Below are 18,068 nucleotides of genomic sequence, written 5' to 3' on the forward strand. Positions count from 1 at the left end.
ACACATCATCATGACCTCGTCAGTTTGCCGGATTCATCCGATTCCTGAACAAAACCTTTCTTGAATGCCGAAACGATGACGAGAACAACCCCAGCAAGCGCAAGCCAACATAAGACAGAAACGGGCTCGTTCCATTGCAGTGCCGGATCAAAGAAAAAGAGTTCCCGCAGCCCCTCAACCATGAAACGCTGCGGCAGCCATGAATAAACCCAATCACGATAAAACGATGTCATCGATTCCGGAGCCATGGAAAGCAGCGGAGCGCCGAAGAACAAAAGAAGTATAAAAATCGGAATCCCTTTTAAACCAACCCAACTAAACACAGCGCTTTCGATGGCAAAAAAGCTGAAAAAGACAAGGGAAACAAACAGCGCCATATCTAAAAATGAAGGGATATGAAATCCGATCGCGTCAGCCATCCCGATGAGTCCAAATCCTGCGATCAGCGCCAGCAGCAGCCCGACAACGGTCTTCGTCACCTGCGCAGCCAGCTTCTCACGCCAGTGAGTAAACGCGCGTTGATCGATCGCTAAATATAGCAGCACCGCTGCAGCGAGGCTTGCCATCCAAATTGGCTGAACGAACGAAACAGGCGCATTGCCGTTGGCGCTGTGTGTGCCGACCGGGTGAACAATGGCTATCTCTTTCCCAACAGGAGAGGCGAGCAGTGCGGCCTGTTCAGCCGTCATCATCCCCCCTTTTTTGGCCATCGCTTGCAGCAATTGTTGACGCACGTTGGCATTGATATGGTCCGCTGCTTGATTCAAGATTTGCTGCACGATGGCAGATGCTGCGGCATTCATTCCTTGATTGACGACGATTTTCACTTTTGGTGAAGATGGATTGGGCGTCTGCAGAGACGCCACTTTCTTGCTGAAATCTTTCGGAATCATGAGAGCGCCATAATAGTCTTGCCTATCCATTCCTTTTTTCGCTTTCTTCTCACTATCAACTTGTATCCATTCAATTGGTGGTTGATCCTTTCCTGCTGAATTCGATTTCATCATGTTTTGAATGGCCTGTTCAATGGTTTTCCCCATGTTGATCGGGGGCTGATTCGACCATTGCACCCCTTCGTCCTCGTTGACAAACGCAACAGGAAGTTGTTGAGGCGTTGGATGCACAGTTGGAATGAGAACAAGGGAGAAAATGAATACAACAACGGCCACGATGATGGGCGACAAGACCACCCACTTATTTCTCAGAATACTCATACATCTCCCCTCCTTTTCGAAAATAAAATAGTGAGTAATCACTTACAAAAAGTATAAAACAGGACAAACGTGTTTGTAAAGTGAGTAATCACTTACAAATCAAATTTTTTGAGGCTGCCGAACTGTCGGCAGCCCTCTACTTGTTCATCACTTGCATGTCTTGCCAGCCGTAGCACCGCTCCCACAACGCTTTTCCGCCGATTTCCACCCTTTCCTCGGCCACTTTTTCACCGCCAAGCCGTTCATAAAAACCATGGGACGGGTTGTCGGCAAGCACCCAGACGGCCAGCGAATGAATGCCTTTTTGCGCCAAATGGCGGGTCAACGCTTGAACGAGCTGCCGGCCGAGCCCTTTTCCTTGCGCTTCCTTAAGCAAATAAATCGCGTACAGCTCCCCGTCATATTGTGCGGCTGAACCGTCGCTCGCCCGGTTTCGTCCGCCCGAGACAAATCCGACGACGCGCCCGTTTTCCTTGGCGACAAACACGGAATGATCCGATTGGCGGAGCACCTTCTCCCATAACGTTTGCTTTTCTTCCACTGTCAACGTCTCCAAGTACGCGTCTGGCACGATGCCGCCATACGTCGTCTTCCAACTTTCGACGTGGACGGAGGCGATGGCCGGTGCGTCGGCCCATGTGGCTTTACGGATCATCCGTTTTCCCCCTTTGCCCTAGTTCAGCAGAAGTTTCCAAAATAAAGAAAGGCAAGGCGGTGCCGTTCCCGCCCGCCTTTTTTCTTCTTTTTACAAAGCTTTGTCATCGACGCTGTCCAGCCATCGCTCGATATGGCCGACGACCGATGCGACTGCCCCGTCGGCAAACGGTGATATGAGATGGGCGCTTTTGACGAGCTCGGTGAACGGCCGGCTGCCGCCCAATCGGCAAAGCGCCACATAGTCGCGCCACGCCGCAGCCAGGTCGTCTTGCGCCCGCTTCCAAAATTGAAACGCGCACACTTGCGCAAGGGTGTAATCGATGTAATAAAACGGATCGGTGTAAATATGCCCTTGCCGCTGCCAAAACCCGCCGCGCTCAAGGTAGTCATGGCCGGCGTAGTCTCTTGTCGGCAAATACGCTTTTTCGATGTTGCGCCAGACACTCTTCCGCTCCGCCGGCGTCATGTCCGGATGCTCGTAGACCGCGTGCTGAAATTCATCGACCGCCACGCCGTACGGCAAGAACAAGAGCGCATCGCTCAAATGGGCGAACCGGTATTTGTCGGCGTCGTCGGCGAAAAACAGCTCCATCCACGGCCAGGTGAAAAACTCCATGCTCATCGAATGGATTTCACACGCCTCAAGCGTCGGCCAGTTGTATTCCGGAATGTCGTAATGACGGCTTTCATACACTTGGAACGCATGTCCGGCTTCATGGGTCAATACGTCAATGTCGCCGGAGGTGCCGGTGAAATTGGAGAAAATAAACGGCGCCTTGTAATCATCGATATACGTGCAATAGCCGCCGCCCGCCTTCCCTTTTTTGGCGACGAGGTCCATCAATTCGTGTTCGACCATATAGCGGAAAAACTCGCCGGTTTCCGGCGACAGCTCTTCATACATGCGCCGGCCGTTTTCGACAATCCAGTTGGCATCGCCTTTTGGCGCCGGGTTGCCGGTTGGAAACATAAACGGTTCGTCGTAATAGTAGAGCTTCTCGACCTTGATGCGCTGCCGCTGGCGCTCGCGCAGCCTGGACGCGAGCGGAACGATGTGCGTTTTCACTTGCCGGCGGAAGTTGGCGACCATGTCGGCGTTGTAATCCGTCCGGCCTAAACGGGCGTAGCCAAGCTCCACAAAGTTGTGGAACCCGAGCTTGCGGGCGATCGCTGTGCGGACGTGGACGAGCTCATCATACAGCTCATCGAGCTCTTTTTCGTGGTCCGTGAAAAACGAAAACCGCGCTTCGCTCGCCCGTTGGCGCATCGTGCGGTCCGGCGACTCGACAAACGGCTGCAGCTGGGCGAGCGTCCGCTCCTCGCCTTCAAACATGATTTTCGCCGATGCAATGAGCTTCGTATATTCGCTCGCCAGCTTGTTTTCTTTTTGCAAGTCCTCGACAACCGCCGGCGCATATGTTTTCAGTTGCGTCTCCGCCAACGCAAACAGCTGTTTCCCCCACACTTGTTCAAGCTCGGCGCGAAACGGGGACTCAACAAGCGCTCGGTAATAATCGTTGACAAGCCCCTTGACGACCGGTTCGGTTTCATCGAAAAAGTCCTGTTCTTGTTTATAAAATTCATCATTCGTATCGATCGTATGGCGGATGTGGCAAAGGTTCGCCATCGTGCTGTAGCGGCGGCGCAGTGCATTGATCCGCTTCATCGCCTCGTGCTGCAAGGCGGCGCTCCCCGCACGGCGGAACGCATCAAGCGCTTCTTGAAACGACGCTTGCAAGGCGTCAATGTCCGGCCGCTCGTAACGAAATTCGGAAAACTTCATGCTCTGTCCCTTCTTTCCTTTCATTTTTACATTTTTTCATCACTCAGCCGACCTACTGTTTATTCGCCATGAATCCTCAAAATCCTTCTCGATTTCCCATTCTCTGGGTTCATCACCACAAATTATACTTAATCATTTCACTCATATTTCGCAACCTTTGCATCATATACAAAAAACAATCCATATATGCGCATAAAAAGGCTCTTCACCAAAATTTTGCGCTTTCTCTTTTCCATCGGTCCATCAGGCGCGTTGGAAATCTTTATCTGAGAGAGCGTGCATTTGATGCTACCTTAGCTTCAAATTTTTGATATCCAGTATTTTAGTTCATGTCTTTCGTTTTGCTTTGTTTCCTTTTCATGAATAAAAGAATTATGAGGAAGCCAAATAAAATAAATGTAATCCATAAGGAAATGAAGTAAGCTTTTTTAAATAGTTGAATAGTCCACACTGGTGCCCAAGCATCCTCCCCTAGTAGCCAATATGCGATCACATTTGAAATTCCAATACCTTCTGTACTCGGTTTTAGTGATTCATAATAATTAAGTGCCAAACTAATACTACAAACTACGGATACGAAAAAAAGTACAGTAATTGTCATAAGGAGTGTTTTAGATAAATTCTTTGTTCTTCTATAGAATAAATAAGTAAAAATTAAAAGAGTAAGTAACAAAATATAATAAAAATAAAGTTCTGGATTGAACATAATTTCACCCCTAATGAAAAATTTAAGGGAAGTAGATGTCTACTCCCTTTAAAATTTTTTATTGGCTCTTCACCAAAAGTTGTACTTGATTTTTTCTGAACATACCCTATTTACGCTTGTGAGGGAAAATCAACAAATCAGTGGTTTTTGCACATCTTTGTGCAGGAAACCGTATTGCTTGTCAAGTACATGTTGTGGTGAAGAGCCTTTTTATTACTGTAATGTATATAGATGCGACGAGGAAGTTTAACATGTCCCCTGACGGAAAGCGGTTTGCCCCTTTTCGACTGTCGAGGGAAAGCCACAGGCTTCTCCGTCACGCCTTGGCGTGACGGAAGACCGAACAACCGCCTGCTTCACAGACCCATATAATGGGTCTGGAAGTGGCGTTGTTCGGTCGCCCGACAGTCGATCAAATACTCGGTAAAAGTTGCAAATGGTAAATCTTCAAATTGCATCTATATAGATGAGCAAATTCAGATTTAAGTCATCACCGTTTCAGCGGCTTTGACATTGTGGCAGGACGCTTCCGTCACGACATAGCCCATGGCCAGCCCTTGATGGGTCACTTGAAGATGCAGCTTGAAACCGTAGTACCATGGCTTTTTTGGAAGCACAATCCCCCTTATCCGCTAATTATTTATTGTTTCCATCTTTTTTCTTCTTAACATCTTCTAATAACCAAGAAAGTGCATGGGCAAAGCCATTGTCTTTTTCGTGCTTCAAGAAATATTTATCTCCTGTTGTATCAGCAAGGAACGTAACTTGATCATTTTCAATTGCCGTCAAATCTTCATGGCTCACAAAACCGTACATATCAATAAAACCAACAAACTCCGCATTGTATTCCTCTTTAAGTTGTTTTTTTACCATATTAACATGTTTCTCCTCCACGCACTCGTCAAACGAACAGACGACATCATATCATGCATTTTATCTTATTCGAATGGGAAAATGGAGGAAACGAATAACAAGATTAAGCGGATCAAACGTCGGGGATACGGATACAGAAATATCCAACGTTTTGCATTTCGGGTTCGGCTAGAAACAGCTAACATACTTTAATGGCTAGTGCAAGTACATCTTTTCGTTTTTAGTGATGAACCATTCTCTGAACAAATTTCCATTTTATTTCCTCATAGAAAAAGAAGGCAACTATCATGATCTTGATCTTCGCAACCATTTCTATTTTTCAAAAACAAATCATATTCCCATTCGCGCCCTCTTCCCCCTAGAAATAGCGGCCATGGATTGGGAATCTCGTCCCATCTTCTGTATTTCCCAAAAACATATTGACGATTTTTGTCGAATCAGGTAAGATAGTGTCGGCAACCATATACCCCCTCTCCACTTTCATGGGATAGAGGTTGCGGTGAACAAAAGTAGCGCTGCCGAGGCTCGGAGCGGTCGATGACGCAGCGGGAAAGGGTTCACCGCCGAAGTTTGCGGCGCGCTCCGGCGGCGCAAGCTGGGCCTGCGGCCGAACAGGCGCAGGACTGCCATCACTTTTGGGTGATGGAGCGCTATCGCCATTCAGTTGGATGCGAATCGATCATGCACCCGCTGAAAAGGCGCGGGTGCTTTCTTTTTTCGAAAGGAGCGTTTTGATCTTGGATCAGCAACGAAAACTTGGCATTTGGGTGTTAACCGCGCTTGTCGTGGGCAATATGGTTGGTTCCGGCATTTTTATGCTGCCGCGCTCGTTGGCGGAGGCGGCGAGCCCCATCGGCGTCATGTTCGCCTGGCTGTTGACCGGCGCCGGTGTCTTAATGACGGCGCTTGTGTTTGGCAACTTGGCGATTCGCAAGCCCGACTTAGGCGGCGGTCCGCAAATTTACGCGAAGGAGCTGTTTCCGAAAGGCTCCAATCTCTCGATTTTATCGGGATTTATGTCATCATGGGGCTACTGGGTCGGCAACTTTGCCGGCAACGTCGCGATTATTACAACATTTGCAAGCTACTTGTCGACGTTTTTCCCGATGCTGACAAGCAGCAAAACGGTGCTTGAGATCGGCCCGTTTGCGCTGAAGCTCGGGAATTTGCTTACGTTTCTCGTCTGCACGGCGCTCCTTTGGGGGATGCATATCATCATTTTGCGCGGTGTAGAAGGCGCTGGCAAGCTGAATTTTGTTGCCACCGCGGCCAAAGTGCTCGGCTTTTTCCTATTTATCGTCATCGCCTTGTTTGCCTTTGACAAAGCCGTCATTGGTCCGCTTGATGCTCCTCGCTATGACGGGAACGGACAGCCGATCGGTTTGCTTGGACAAATCAACAACGCCGCTTTATCGACGCTCTGGGCGTTTGTCGGCGTTGAATCGGCGATGGTGTTCGCTTCCCGCGCCCGCAAACAAGCGGACGTAAAACAGGCGACGATCGCCGGCCTGCTCATCGCCTTAGCCATTTACATCGGCATCAGCTTTTTGGTGATGGGCGTCTTGCCGCAAAACAAACTCATTCAATCGGAAAAGCCGCTTGTGGACGCCATCATTGCCATCGTGGGACCGGCGGGCGGCTACGTGTTGGCTGGCCTTGGGCTGATCAGCTTGCTCGGTTCGACGCTCGGCTGGATCTTGTTGAGCGCCGAAGTGCCGTACCAAGCGGCGAAACAAGGGATGTTTTTGCCGGTTTTTTTGAAGGAAAACAGAAAAGGGGCGCCGAGCTTCTCGCTCACATTGTCAAACGCGCTGGCGCAATTGTTCATTTTCTCGACCATTTCCCACTCGATGGCAACGGCGTTTGACTTCGTCATTTACATCGCTACGCTCGCTTATCTCGTTCCATATTTGATTGCTTCCGTCTTCCAGCTGAAGCTCACGCTCACTGGGGAAACGTATGCGGCAGGACGGGAGCGGCTCGCTGACGGCATCGTTGCGGCGCTGGCAACATTGTATTCCGTCTGGGTCGTCATCGCCGGGACGGCGGATATGAAAACGTTCCTGCTGGGCGTTGCCTTGCTGGCAAGCGGCGTGATCTTCTACCCGCAGGTGAAAAAGGCAGCGCAGCAGGCAAATGAAAAACAAAAACTGTCGGCATAGCCAAAAAACGGACGCCTATCGTTTGGGCGTTCGTTTTTTTCTTTTTTGGGCAGGATCTTTTCTTTCGCAAGACGAAATATACAATGTAGTTCCATTTTGCTTAAAAGAAAGAGAGGTCCTGCTGATGAACAACAACGAGCACCTGACGAAACGCCGCGGCATGACGGCGGAAGATTTGCTTCGCCTCCGCTCGGTGCGCGACCCGCACTACGCGCCGGACGGAACGCGCGTCGTGTTTGTGGAAAAATCGATCGACGAAGAAAACCAATACCGCTCCCACTTATATATGTGGACCAAAGACGGCGCCGTCCGTCCATGGACATTCGGTCCGTGGCGCGACACGAAACCGCGCTTTTCCCCGAACGGCGAAACGATCGCCTTTTTGTCCGACCGCTCTGGGCGCACGCAGCTTTGGCTGCTGCCGACCGATGGCGGCGAAGCGCGCCAGTTGACCTTCTTCAAAAACGGCGTGCGCGATTACGTCTGGTCGCCGGACGGAACGTTTCTCATCGCTTTGACAACGCTTGGCGATGATGAAACGATTGAAGACCGCGAAGAACCGGAAAAAGCAGAAGTGAAGCGAGCCGACCTGAAACCACGCGTGGTCGAGCGGCTGTATTACAAATCGGACGCGGCTGGTTTTCTTGACGGCAAACGGGCGGTGCTCGCGCGCATCGATGCGCTGTCAGGAAAAATCGAAGCGTTGACGGGCCGCGAGGAGGAAATCGGTTCGTTTGCGATTTCGCCAAACGGACGGACGCTTGCCTTTGTCGCCAACCGAAACGAGGACCCGGACACCACCTTTACCCGCGACATCATTTTGCTCGATCTCGAGAAAAAAACAGAAATGAACTTGACGAACGGCTGCGGCACATTCGCCTCGCTCGGTTGGTCGCCGGACGGAATGAAGCTCGCCGCCATTGGCCATGATCTCGCTTATCTCGGAGCGACCATCCACCGGCTCTACGTCTTTGAACTCGAACGCCAAACAAAGCGGGTGTTGACCGCCGACTGGGACGCCCATCTCGGCGATGCCATGGTCGGCGACACACACGCTGATGCGAAAAGTCCGGGACCGATTTGGGCGAGCGACGGAAGCGGCCTGTATGTCACCGCCTCGGAGCGCGGACGCGTCAACGTATATTTCGTCTCGCTTGACGGCCCGATCGCCCCAGTGGTCGAAGGCGATTTTCATCTATACGGATTCACCGTCCATCCGAATGGACGGCAAGCTGTCGCCGCCATCAGCTCGCCTACGTCCATTGGCGACTTATATGCGGTCTCACTTGCCGATGGAACGAAAACACGGCTTACGCGTGCCAATGAAGCGCTCGAAAACGAAGTTGTGTTCGCTGACGCCAAACCGTTTACGTATCAATCAACGGACGGTTGGGAGATTCAAGGCTGGATCATGAAACCGCCCGAGCTTGGCGAAGGGGAAAAGGCGCCGCTTGTCGTCGAAATTCACGGCGGTCCGCATGCGATGTATGGATTTACGTTTTTCCATGAATGGCAGCTGCTTGCCTCGCGCGGCTATGCCGTGCTGTTTACGAACCCGCGCGGCAGCCACGGATATGGCCAGTCGTTTGTCAATGCGGTGCGCGGCGACTATGGCGGCATGGATTATGAAGACATTATGGCTGGCGTCAATGCCGCGCTCAACCGGTTCGATTTTATTGACAAAGAACGGCTTGGCGTCACCGGCGGCAGCTACGGCGGATTTATGACGAACTGGATCGTCGGGCATACCGACCGGTTCAAAGCGGCCGTCACTCAACGCTCGATTTCCAACTGGCTCAGCTTCTCCGGTGTGAGTGACATCGGCTACTTTTTCACGAAATGGGAAATCGGCTGCGACGTCTGGGAAGACGCTGAACGGCTTTGGCATCATTCGCCGCTCAAATACGTTCAAAACATCCGCACGCCGCTTTTGATTTTGCATAGCGAACGCGACTACCGCTGCCCGATTGAGCAGGCGGAACAGCTGTTTATCGCCTTAAAACGGCTCGGACGGGAAACGAAACTCGTCCGCTTTCCGGACGCCAACCACGACTTGTCGCGCACCGGCAGCCCGGCGCTCCGGCTCGAGCGGCTCCGCCATATTGTCGGTTGGTTTGATCATTATTTGAAAGGACCATTTGGTTAATCGCCATGCACGCACTCGTCATCGGTGGGACAGGCATGTTGGCTGATGTGTCGCTTTGGCTTGTGCGGGAAGGATATGATGTGTCGGTCATCGCCCGCCGCCGCGCACGGATGAAGCAGCTCATCGACTGCGCTGGACAAATGGCATCCATCAATCCGCTTCTTGTTGATTATCGCGATCAAGAAGCGCTTTGTTCCCTGATTTCCCGGGCCATCCAAAAAAACGGAACTTTTGCTCTAATCATTGCATGGGTGCATACGGACGGCAACCAGGCGCTGTCCACCGTCATCCAAAAAAATAGCGGACATTCCGGCCCTTGGCGGTTGTTTCACGTGCTCGGCAGCCGCGCCGATCCAGCCGAAGCGAAATCGGAACTCTGTTTGCCTGTCACTTGCCTTTATCGGCAAGTTCAGCTCGGTTTTGTCGTGGAAGAATACGGTTCGCGCTGGCTCACCCATCAAGAAATCAGCGGCGGCGTCATTGATGCCATTCGGCGTGATGCGCCGTTTCATCTTGTCGGCACACTAGAGCCATCCAAGAAACGCCCGCGTTAACGGAAAGCGCCCTCTCGGGACGAACGAGAGGGCGCATTGTCTCCCATTGCTGCGGATGACTTCACGACGGAAGCAGTTCGACATAATCGCCGGTTTTCAAGCCAGCCGCGTTCGCTTCATCGGTGTCAATGTGCATATCTAACGCAAAGTCTTCGCTGACGCGGACGATCACTTCGTCAAAAATGAGGGCACGCTCCCCTTGCGTTTTCACTTTCACGACTTGTTTGTCGCGGACGCCAAACGTTTCCGCATCTTTCGGCGTCATATGAATGTGCCGCTTGGCAATGATCACCCCTTTGTCGACGGTCACCGTTCCCTTCGGTCCGTGAATCGTAATGCCCGGCGTTCCGTCAATATCGCCGGATAAGCGAACCGGGGGCGCGACGCCGAGCTTGAAGCTGTCCGTTTTCGAAATTTCAAGCTGCGTCAGCGAACGGACCGGTCCGAGGACGCGGACGTTTTCAATTTTCCCTTTCGGCCCTTCGACCGTCACCGTTTCTTTCGCAGCGAACTGGCCGGGCTGCGACAACGGCTTGAGCACCGTCAGCTCGGCGCCTTCGCCAAACAGCGCCGCCATATGTTCTTTTGATAAATGAATGTGGCGATTCGATACCCCTACTGGAATCATCAATGGCGATCTCTCCTTTTTGCTGGCGATGGTATGTTCTTTATATAACGTATCCATTTCCGGCAAAATTAAAGGGGCCGACCTCGCGTCAGCCCCTTGTTTTTGCCCCATATCCTAATTTTTTCAGCAGCGCAATCGCCTGCTCTTTTTCTGCCGCCGTCAGCGCCGCCACCGTTTCATGGATGGTCTCGGCATGTTCGGGGAACACGCGCTGGATGAACTGCCGGCCGCTGTCGGTGATCGACGCATACGTCACGCGGCGATCCCGCTCACAGGCGCGGCGGATGATCAAGCCTTTATTTTCAAGCTTGTCGATGACATACGTGATGCTGCCGCTGGCGAGCAAAATTTTTTCCCCGATTTGCTGGAGCGGCTGATCGCCTTTATGGTAAAGCAGTTCGAGCACCGCAAATTCGGTCGGATTCACGCCGAACGATTGAATCGACTTGTTTACTTGGTCGCTGACCGATCGATATGCCCGCGATAACACGATGAATAATTTTAATGACTGCTGCAACGCCTGTTCCTTTTGTTCCATAGCATCCAACCCTTTAAAGTTGACATTTTCTTACTTTCATTATACTGGAACAGCGAATTCCCGGGCAACCGTTTTTTGTTTGCGATGATGCATTTTCCTGGTTCACGGCTTTTCCTTCGGCTATGATAAATTATTATCATGTCGGCGCTTGGGCGACTGTCACATTCCGCTGAATGATGCATATGTGAAGAAGGAGAAAAGATGTCAGGGAGGGAAGTGGATGAACCAAGTGTTGGTTGGAAGCGTGCTTTCCGCCTTGTCCACCGGGCTTGGCGCCGTGCCGATTTTGTTTATGGCCAAATCGCTCACCCACCGGTGGCGTGACGTGCTGCTGGCCTTTTCCGCCGGCATTATGATGGCGGCTTCGATGATGAGCCTCATCCCCGAAGCATTGCGGTCCGGCGGCTTTTGGGCGCTTGTGATTGGGCTGGCAGCGGGAGTTTTCGTATTGACGTTGCTTGAAATGACCGTCCCCCATATTGACTTGGAACATACAAAAAGCGGCTTGCAATTTGATGAAAAAGCGATGCTCATTATTGCCGCCATCGCCTTGCACAATTTGCCTGAAGGACTGTCGGTCGGGGTGAGCTACGCCTCGGACAGCTCTTCGCAAATCGGCAATTTAATCGCCCTGGCGATTGGCTTGCAAAATGCACCGGAAGGGTTTTTGGTCGCTTTGTTTTTAATCAACCAGCAAATCGGGCGCTTGAAGGCGTTTCTGATCGCCACGTTGACCGGTGCGGTGGAAATCGTCACATCGCTGCTTGGTTTTTCCTTAACCTCCCTTTTTCGTGGGCTCGTTCCGTACGGGCTGGCGTTCGCCGCGGGGGCGATGTTGTTTATCATTTACAAAGAGCTCATTCCCGAAAGCCATGGCGATGGAAATGAACGGACATCGACGTATGCGTTTATTGTCGGCATTTTGTTTATGATTTTTCTAACACAATCGTTTTAATGGAAACACCCCCGCCGCCTGTATATAAGCAGCGGGGTGTTCGTTGTTATTGGACGGCTTCCTCTTTTTCTTCATATGGATGAGCGACCCAGCCGGACGGGTCGATAAACAAGCGCACCGCAACGACCCGACGGTCATCCATGAGCGTAAAGTAATGCGGATTCCCTTCCGGCACGGAAATGACATCGCCGGCTTCAAGCTCTACATCAAAATAACCGGTTTCTTTGTCGCCTTTGATGATGAAAATGCCATGGCCGGCCGTAATGGCGCGCACTTCATCTTCCGTATGGATGTGCACTTGTTCAAATTTTTTCAGCAGTTCATCCAAGTTCGGCGTCGCATCGGACAGCGCGACGATATCCCACGTTTTGTAGCCGCGGCGCGCCGCCAAATCTTCAATTTCATCTTTGAACGCCGCTAAAATTTCATTTTTTTCTTCATCCGTGAGTACGTATTTGTCACGCAAATGCTCCGGCAGTTTCGTGATGTCCCAATGTTCATACAACACCCCTTGACTGTTCAAAAACGCGCGCACATTGTCTTCTCCTTCAATCACTTGGCCCGTTTTTCTCACTTTGATGACGGCCATTGTTCACATCCTCCTTTGAAAAAATGTATATGGATTAGCCAACCGGCAGGCCGGCCCGCTGCAAAAGCAGCCGCTTCACCTGCCAGCGGAACAAAAACTCCCATGCCTCTAAATGTTTTTTCGCTTCAAACGCTGTACGCCCCCAGACCGTAATGCCGTGGTTTTGGATCAACACGGCGCCCGCATCGCCATGAATATATGTCGAAAACTGTTGAGCCAACGTCGGGATGTCGGCGTCATTGTCAATGATCGGAATGCGCACTTCGGCATTTTCCTCCCAAATGCCGAACGCCTTGATGATTTCCTGGCCGGAAAAGACCGCTTCCCCGTTTTGCGCATACAGTTCAGAAATCAAGTTGTTGTCGACAGTATGAACATGCAAGACGCAACCGGCGTTTGTGCGATTGTAAATTTCCACATGCAGCAGCGTCTCCGCTGATGGCTTTAAATGTGTTTTCTCCGCTGGTCGGCCGGCGGCGTCAACGAGCAAGAAGTCCTCATCCGTTTGCTTCCGCTTATCCTTGCCGCTCGCCGTCACCAAAAACGTCAACGGGTCGTCCGTCACTTTGATCGACAAATTGCCGCTTGTTGCGAAAAACCAGTCGCGGGCGGCGAGTTCGGCTTTCACTTCCGCGAGCTCGTTCCACTTTTTCACGACGATGCTCATGTCGTCACCTCCATTCGCTGCAACGCATCCATCACGTCAAAAAACGTCGCAAATGGCGCGTGCGGCAGGTCAAGCTCTTGACATTTTTCAAGCAGAAAATCGCGCGCCAGCACATAGTCGGCTTGCCTGGCCACCGCCAAGTCGGTGATCGAATCGCCGATGACGACATGATACCCGTCCGGGCGGGCAAGCCTGCGCAATAGCGACGGCTTGCAGCAGCCGCAGCCGTTTTGGCACCGGCTGTCACATGCATGCGGCCATGTGATGCGGATCGTCTCGCCGCTGAAATCGGAGCCGTTGCAAAAAATCCGCTCCGGTTCAATGAGCCCTTCAAGCAGCGGATAGACGAAAAAGTCGATGCCGCCGCTCACGATATAGAGCGGGATTCCCCGCTCTTTCGTAAACGCAACAAACTCTCGGAATCCCGCGCGCAACCGAGCGGTGCGCCGCAGGAAATCCACAATTTCATCCTTCAACGTGGACGGAAGGAGGGAAAACATCTTCCCGACTCCTTCCTGAACAGAAATGCGCTCAGCGAGAATGTCGTCTTTTAACACCTCCCACTCCGGCGGGGCGAACTGTTTCATAATCGCGATGATGTTGTCGTTTTCCGTGATCGTGCCGTCAAAATCACAAAAGAGAACGAGCTGTTTCGTCATGCTTCCACCTCAACGACGCCCCAGCGGTCGATCGCCTTTTGCAGCGCCTCGTTGTCTTTCGCCGCTTCACGAAGCGGACGACCGGCCAGCACCGCGTCGATCGCCGCGCGAAACGCCTGACCGCCGCCAATCGCCCCGTCCGGATGGCCGTGGATGCCGCCGCCGGCGTTGACGATGCTGTCAAGGCCGAAATCGCGGACAAGGAGCGGCACCAATCCCGGGTGAATGCCGGCCGACGGAACCGGAAATGCGCGAGCGAACGGCTCTTGGTCGTCGGTGAGCGCCCTTGCGATGCCAAGCGCCTGCTCGCGCTCCAAGGCGACGCTGCCATACGGCGACGGGAACAGGACAAAGTCGGCGCCGGCGAGCCGCAAAAGCTTTCCAAGCCAAAGCGAAGGAGCCACCCCATAAAACTCCGACGGCGTCACGGCGCCGCTGAACGCCGGGTGAGCCATAATCGGCACCGCAATCTCCTCGTCTTCACGCAACGCTTGCAACACATCAAGCCCATAAGCGAAGACGTTAAACAACAGCACATCAGCGCCAAGCTCGGCAGCTCGTTTCGCTTTGTCCTTTAACGCAAACGTTTTGCCGGTCAAGTTGACGGCATACAACGTCCGCTTGCCCGTTTGTTCGTACACTTCCTGAAGCGCCGTCTTGCCCTCGGTGATCCGCTTTTCAAACGGAAGAAGTTCGCTGTCAAACAAAATTTCGTCATCTTTCACCAAGTCAACGCCGCCGAGCGCCTGTTTTTTCAATTCCGACGTCAAGTACGCCAAATCACGGCCGATGATGCCTTTAAAAATGCTCATCAACAGCGGGCGGTTATGCACCCCGACTTTCTCGCGAATGCCGGCGATGCCAAAGCGCGGCCCGGGAAACTGCCGCTTCCATTCATCCGGAAACTCTAAATCAAGCAGCCGCACTTCACCGTCGAGCGACAGCTTGCCGAACGTCGTGACCAACAATGCCGGCAAATCGGCGCTGAAGTTGACTGTCGGGTAGGCGATTTTGACGATCGCCCGCTTCAGCCGCTTGCCGAAATACGCGTTTACCCGCTCGCTTTCGCCAAGCTCTTCGATCGCAACGACTTCCCCTTTATGTTTGCGGAGCTGCTCTTGCTCTAATGCCGGCAAGTCCGTCCATGTGCCAACCGTCAAGCCGAGCGCGATCCCTTCCGCCTTTTTCCGAATGTTTGTTTCATCATGAAGCAAATACGTTGCCATCACTGCACTCATCGTTCATCCCTCTCAATCTCGAAATAAAAACGCCTCTTCATAAGAAGAGGCGTCACTCATCCATGGCGCTCTTCTTATCTCTCAGCGTTTCCGCTGCAAGAATTAGCACCGTGCTTGGCGCGCGCCAAGCCGGTTGCCGGGCTTCATTGGGCTCGTCCCTCCGCCTGCTCTTGATAAGAAAGCCTGCTCATTTATGCACTTGTCAAACAATTGGCAAATTTACTTTGAATTATGCCATCACCAATTGGCGTTGTCAATCATTTTTCAAAAATTTTTTCGAACAATTCAAGGCGGCCGATCCGCTCCGCTGCTTCGCGAAGCCGCGCTTCATCGGTCAAGAGGCCGACGCGCACATACCCTTCGCCGTGCTCGCCGAACCCGATGCCTGGGGCGACGGCGACATGCGCCCGCTCAAGCAGCATGTCGGCAAACTCAGCGGAGGATATGCCTTTTGGCAGCGGAAGCCAGGCGAAAAACGACCCAGATGGCGCCTGCACCTCCCAGCCGGCCTCGCAGAGCGCAGCGATGAACGCATTGCGGCGCGCCTCATACAATGCGACCAACTCCGTGACACAATCTTGCGGACCAAGGAGCGCCGCGGCAGCCGCTTCCTGGATGGCGCCGAACAAGCTGACATACAAATGATCCTGCAAAAGCTCAAGCGCCCGAATGATCTGCTCATTGCCAACAGCAAACGCCACGCGCCAGCCGGCCATATTGTATGTTTTCGAAAACGTATAAATTTCGACGCCGACGTCTTTCGCCCCATCGACTTCCAGGAAGCTGACGGGTTTCCGGCCGTCAAAGCCGATCGCCCCATAAGCAAAATCGTGCACGACGGCAATGCCGTACTTGGCGGCAAACGCCACCGTCTCCGCGAAAAATTCCTTTGTCGCCGTCGCGCCGGTCGGATTGTTCGGATAGTTTAAAAACATGAGCTTCGCTCGGTCGGCCACTGCCGCCGGGATGGCTTCATAGTCCGGCAAAAAACCGTTTTCCGCGACAAGCGGCATCATTTCCATCCGCGCGCGGGCAAGCGCGATTCCCGACCAATAGTCTGGATAGCCCGGGTCCGGGACAAGCACCACATCGCCCGGGTTGACGAGGCAAAGCGGCAGCTCGACAAGCCCGGCCTTGCCGCCGAACAAAATGGCGACTTCGCGGTCTGGATCGATGTTCCCCCCGTATTCACGCGCGTAAAACGCGGCGATGGCTTCTTTCAAAAAGAAGTAGCCTTGAAACGGCGAATATTTATGGTATTTCGGATTGGCCGCCGCCCGTTGCATCGCCTCAACGATATGCTTTGGCGTCGGCTGATCCGGGTTGCCTTGCCCTAAATTAATCACGTCGCATCCAGCCTTGATTTTCTCCCCCACTTTTGCGACAAGCGAGGCGAAAAATTGCTTTGGCAACTGCTCAAGCAGCTCGGAAAAAGGAATTTCCATCGTCATCGCCCACACCTTCTTAAAAAATTCTTGAAATTCTAGTGCAACATCATATATCGTAAAAAGCAAAATGTAAAGCAAAATTTTTTCGAGGTGAAAACTCATGACGATCCGCATCGCCTGCCTCCAGCTTGATATTGCGTTTGGCGACCCGAACGAAAACGAACGGCGCGCGGAAAGCGCCATTGAATCGGCCGTCAAGGACGGCGCGAATATCATCGTGCTGCCGGAATTATGGACGACCGGCTACGATTTGACGCGCCTAGATGAGATTGCCGACGAAGGCGCCGAACGAGCGAAAGCGTTCGCCTCTCGCCTAGCGCAAGCACACAGCATCCATCTCGTCGCCGGCTCGGTCGCTAAAAAAACAACAACCGGCGTGACGAACACGATGATCGTCGCCGACCGGAACGGTCAAATCGTTGGCGAATACAGCAAGCTTCACCTGTTCCAATTGATGGATGAACATTTGTATTTGCAGCCGGGAAGCAGCTTAGGTTTGTTTTCGCTTGACGGGCTTTCATGCGCCGGGGTCATTTGCTATGACATCCGCTTTCCGGAGTGGATTCGCGCCCATGCTTTGGCTGGGGCGGAAGTGCTGTTTGTCGTCGCCGAATGGCCGCTTCCCCGCCTGCACCATTGGCGGACGCTCTTGATGGCGCGGGCGATTGAAAACCAATGCTACGTCGTCGCCTGCAACCGGGCTGGCCGCGACCCGAACAACGTCTTTGCCGGCCATTCGCTCGTCATCGACCCATGGGGCGAAGTGATCGCCGAGGCGGACGAGAAGCCGGGCATTCTCTCGGCTGACATCGATCCCGCACTCGTTGCGGACGTCCGCGCGCGCATCCCGGTGTTTGCCGACCGCCGGCCGCGCGACTATGAAACGGCAAAAAAATTTTTCAAAACGTATTGACAATCGAGTGATCGACCATGTATCATTCGAATCAAGCAACCAAACAATTGATAACATCGCGAAAATTACAAAAACTGAATACACGAAGTCAGTACTCTTATCAAGAGTTGGCTGAGGGAATTGGCCCAATGAAGCCCAGCAACCGACCGTAATACTATCGTGAGATAGGGCGCACGCCAAGGGCGGCGCCGGAAGCGTCATGCTTCCGCAGGGCACGGTGCTAAGTCCAACAGAAAGACCGATGTCTTTCTGAAAGATAAGAGGCGCGAAGAACGAATGAATCTTCAAGCCTCTTTCCGTATGCGAAAGAGGCTTTTTCATTTGCCGGAAACGCCGAG

Annotated in this window: 16 protein-coding genes, 2 pseudogenes and 3 riboswitches; of the genes and pseudogenes, 6 read left to right on the forward strand and 12 right to left on the reverse strand. The window is 52.6% G+C overall.

Annotated elements, in window-relative coordinates:
- Positions 1–8 precede the first annotated feature (8 nt).
- The 5 genes and pseudogenes from B9L19_RS13530 to B9L19_RS13550 all read right to left on the reverse strand — a co-directional run bounded on the left by B9L19_RS13530 (position 9) and on the right by B9L19_RS13550 (position 5,233).
- Positions 9–1,208, reverse strand: a complete 1,200-nt coding sequence (locus B9L19_RS13530) for a YhgE/Pip domain-containing protein (protein WP_025948381.1) — start codon at positions 1,206–1,208, stop codon at positions 9–11.
- A 142-nt stretch (positions 1,209–1,350) separates the two neighbouring features.
- Complete coding sequence (locus tag B9L19_RS13535; RefSeq protein ID WP_047753438.1) at positions 1,351–1,869, reverse strand: GNAT family N-acetyltransferase; 519 nt, start codon at positions 1,867–1,869, stop codon at positions 1,351–1,353.
- A gap of 90 nt (positions 1,870–1,959) precedes the next feature.
- A complete protein-coding gene (locus tag B9L19_RS13540) occupies positions 1,960–3,654 on the reverse strand; it encodes a M3 family oligoendopeptidase (protein WP_047753439.1) in 1,695 nt (564 codons plus the stop codon).
- 1,191 nt (positions 3,655–4,845) lie between these two features.
- A pseudogene (locus B9L19_RS18775) lies at positions 4,846–4,996 on the reverse strand (transposase); the annotation flags it as partial.
- Positions 4,997–5,233: a hypothetical protein gene (locus tag B9L19_RS13550; RefSeq protein ID WP_025948385.1), complete on the reverse strand. Its 237-nt coding sequence runs from the start codon at positions 5,231–5,233 to the stop codon at positions 4,997–4,999.
- Positions 5,234–5,254: 21 nt separating this feature from the next.
- Here B9L19_RS13550 and B9L19_RS13555 point away from each other — a divergent pair.
- The 4 genes and pseudogenes from B9L19_RS13555 to B9L19_RS13575 form a co-directional block, all read left to right on the forward strand.
- Positions 5,255–5,425 (forward strand): annotated as a pseudogene (locus B9L19_RS13555) (transposase); the annotation flags it as partial.
- A gap of 288 nt (positions 5,426–5,713) precedes the next feature.
- Positions 5,714–5,894, forward strand: a riboswitch (Lysine riboswitch).
- Positions 5,895–5,970: 76 nt separating this feature from the next.
- Positions 5,971–7,395: an amino acid permease gene (locus B9L19_RS13565; RefSeq protein WP_025948386.1), complete on the forward strand. Its 1,425-nt coding sequence runs from the start codon at positions 5,971–5,973 to the stop codon at positions 7,393–7,395.
- Positions 7,396–7,519: 124 nt separating this feature from the next.
- Entirely contained in the window at positions 7,520–9,541 is a 2,022-nt protein-coding gene (locus B9L19_RS13570) for a S9 family peptidase (protein ID WP_047753448.1), read from the forward strand.
- Positions 9,542–9,546: 5 nt separating this feature from the next.
- Positions 9,547–10,095: a short-chain dehydrogenase gene (locus tag B9L19_RS13575; RefSeq protein WP_047753440.1), complete on the forward strand. Its 549-nt coding sequence runs from the start codon at positions 9,547–9,549 to the stop codon at positions 10,093–10,095.
- A 61-nt stretch (positions 10,096–10,156) separates the two neighbouring features.
- Here the strand turns inward: B9L19_RS13575 and B9L19_RS13580 are convergent, their stop codons facing one another.
- Both B9L19_RS13580 and B9L19_RS13585 read right to left on the reverse strand, forming a co-directional pair.
- Complete coding sequence (locus B9L19_RS13580) at positions 10,157–10,723, reverse strand: phosphate propanoyltransferase (RefSeq protein WP_013523257.1); 567 nt, start codon at positions 10,721–10,723, stop codon at positions 10,157–10,159.
- A gap of 88 nt (positions 10,724–10,811) precedes the next feature.
- The gene (locus B9L19_RS13585) at positions 10,812–11,261 is read right to left on the reverse strand and encodes a MarR family winged helix-turn-helix transcriptional regulator (RefSeq protein ID WP_047753441.1); all 450 of its coding nucleotides are present in this window, start codon (positions 11,259–11,261) and stop codon (positions 10,812–10,814) included.
- 220 nt (positions 11,262–11,481) lie between these two features.
- Here B9L19_RS13585 and B9L19_RS13590 point away from each other — a divergent pair, with 220 nt between their 5' ends.
- Entirely contained in the window at positions 11,482–12,216 is a 735-nt protein-coding gene (locus B9L19_RS13590; protein ID WP_047753442.1) for a ZIP family metal transporter, read from the forward strand.
- Positions 12,217–12,262: 46 nt separating this feature from the next.
- On the opposite strand, the gene B9L19_RS13595 is transcribed toward B9L19_RS13590, so the two are convergent.
- The 5 genes from B9L19_RS13595 to B9L19_RS13615 form a co-directional block, all read right to left on the reverse strand.
- Entirely contained in the window at positions 12,263–12,805 is a 543-nt protein-coding gene (locus B9L19_RS13595) for a 1,2-dihydroxy-3-keto-5-methylthiopentene dioxygenase (RefSeq protein ID WP_013145966.1), read from the reverse strand.
- 34 nt (positions 12,806–12,839) lie between these two features.
- A complete protein-coding gene (locus B9L19_RS13600) occupies positions 12,840–13,472 on the reverse strand; it encodes a methylthioribulose 1-phosphate dehydratase (protein WP_047753443.1) in 633 nt (210 codons plus the stop codon).
- Positions 13,469–14,131 carry a 2-hydroxy-3-keto-5-methylthiopentenyl-1-phosphate phosphatase gene (gene mtnX, locus B9L19_RS13605; RefSeq protein WP_047753444.1) on the reverse strand — a complete coding sequence of 221 codons (663 nt, stop codon included), beginning with the start codon at positions 14,129–14,131 and terminating at the stop codon, positions 13,469–13,471. Before mtnX ends, B9L19_RS13600 begins: the two co-directional genes overlap by 4 nt.
- The gene (gene mtnW / locus B9L19_RS13610; RefSeq protein ID WP_047753445.1) at positions 14,128–15,369 is read right to left on the reverse strand and encodes a 2,3-diketo-5-methylthiopentyl-1-phosphate enolase; all 1,242 of its coding nucleotides are present in this window, start codon (positions 15,367–15,369) and stop codon (positions 14,128–14,130) included. The genes mtnX and mtnW overlap by 4 nt, the downstream gene beginning before the upstream one ends.
- A gap of 71 nt (positions 15,370–15,440) precedes the next feature.
- A riboswitch (SAM riboswitch) is annotated at positions 15,441–15,549 on the reverse strand.
- Positions 15,550–15,626: 77 nt separating this feature from the next.
- Positions 15,627–16,820, reverse strand: a complete 1,194-nt coding sequence (locus B9L19_RS13615) for a pyridoxal phosphate-dependent aminotransferase (protein WP_047753449.1) — start codon at positions 16,818–16,820, stop codon at positions 15,627–15,629.
- A 97-nt stretch (positions 16,821–16,917) separates the two neighbouring features.
- Here B9L19_RS13615 and B9L19_RS13620 point away from each other — a divergent pair, with 97 nt between their 5' ends.
- Positions 16,918–17,730: a carbon-nitrogen family hydrolase gene (locus tag B9L19_RS13620; protein ID WP_025948396.1), complete on the forward strand. Its 813-nt coding sequence runs from the start codon at positions 16,918–16,920 to the stop codon at positions 17,728–17,730.
- 94 nt (positions 17,731–17,824) lie between these two features.
- A riboswitch (SAM riboswitch) is annotated at positions 17,825–17,993 on the forward strand.
- Positions 17,994–18,068: the final 75 nt, after the last annotated feature.

It is taken from the genome of Geobacillus thermocatenulatus (assembly GCF_002217655.1).
In the GTDB taxonomy this organism is placed as follows: Bacteria; Bacillota; Bacilli; order Bacillales; family Anoxybacillaceae; genus Geobacillus; species Geobacillus thermocatenulatus.

Bases quoted from the DNA above. Each gene is read 5' to 3' on its own strand.
- B9L19_RS13535 (WP_047753438.1), bottom strand. From the start codon at position 1,869: ATGATCCGTAAAGCCACATGGGCCGACGCACCGGCCATCGCCTCCGTC.
- B9L19_RS13540 (WP_047753439.1), bottom strand. From the start codon at position 3,654: ATGAAGTTTTCCGAATTTCGTTACGAGCGGCCGGACATTGACGCCTTG.
- B9L19_RS13550 (WP_025948385.1), bottom strand. From the start codon at position 5,233: ATGGTAAAAAAACAACTTAAAGAGGAATACAATGCGGAGTTTGTTGGT.
- B9L19_RS13570 (WP_047753448.1), top strand. From the start codon at position 7,520: ATGAACAACAACGAGCACCTGACGAAACGCCGCGGCATGACGGCGGAA.
- B9L19_RS13575 (WP_047753440.1), top strand. From the start codon at position 9,547: ATGCACGCACTCGTCATCGGTGGGACAGGCATGTTGGCTGATGTGTCG.
- B9L19_RS13580 (WP_013523257.1), bottom strand. From the start codon at position 10,723: ATGATTCCAGTAGGGGTATCGAATCGCCACATTCATTTATCAAAAGAA.
- B9L19_RS13585 (WP_047753441.1), bottom strand. From the start codon at position 11,261: ATGGAACAAAAGGAACAGGCGTTGCAGCAGTCATTAAAATTATTCATC.
- B9L19_RS13590 (WP_047753442.1), top strand. From the start codon at position 11,482: ATGAACCAAGTGTTGGTTGGAAGCGTGCTTTCCGCCTTGTCCACCGGG.
- B9L19_RS13595 (WP_013145966.1), bottom strand. From the start codon at position 12,805: ATGGCCGTCATCAAAGTGAGAAAAACGGGCCAAGTGATTGAAGGAGAA.
- B9L19_RS13600 (WP_047753443.1), bottom strand. From the start codon at position 13,472: ATGAGCATCGTCGTGAAAAAGTGGAACGAGCTCGCGGAAGTGAAAGCC.
- mtnX (WP_047753444.1), bottom strand. From the start codon at position 14,131: ATGACGAAACAGCTCGTTCTCTTTTGTGATTTTGACGGCACGATCACG.
- mtnW (WP_047753445.1), bottom strand. From the start codon at position 15,369: ATGAGTGCAGTGATGGCAACGTATTTGCTTCATGATGAAACAAACATT.
- B9L19_RS13615 (WP_047753449.1), bottom strand. From the start codon at position 16,820: ATGACGATGGAAATTCCTTTTTCCGAGCTGCTTGAGCAGTTGCCAAAG.
- B9L19_RS13620 (WP_025948396.1), top strand. From the start codon at position 16,918: ATGACGATCCGCATCGCCTGCCTCCAGCTTGATATTGCGTTTGGCGAC.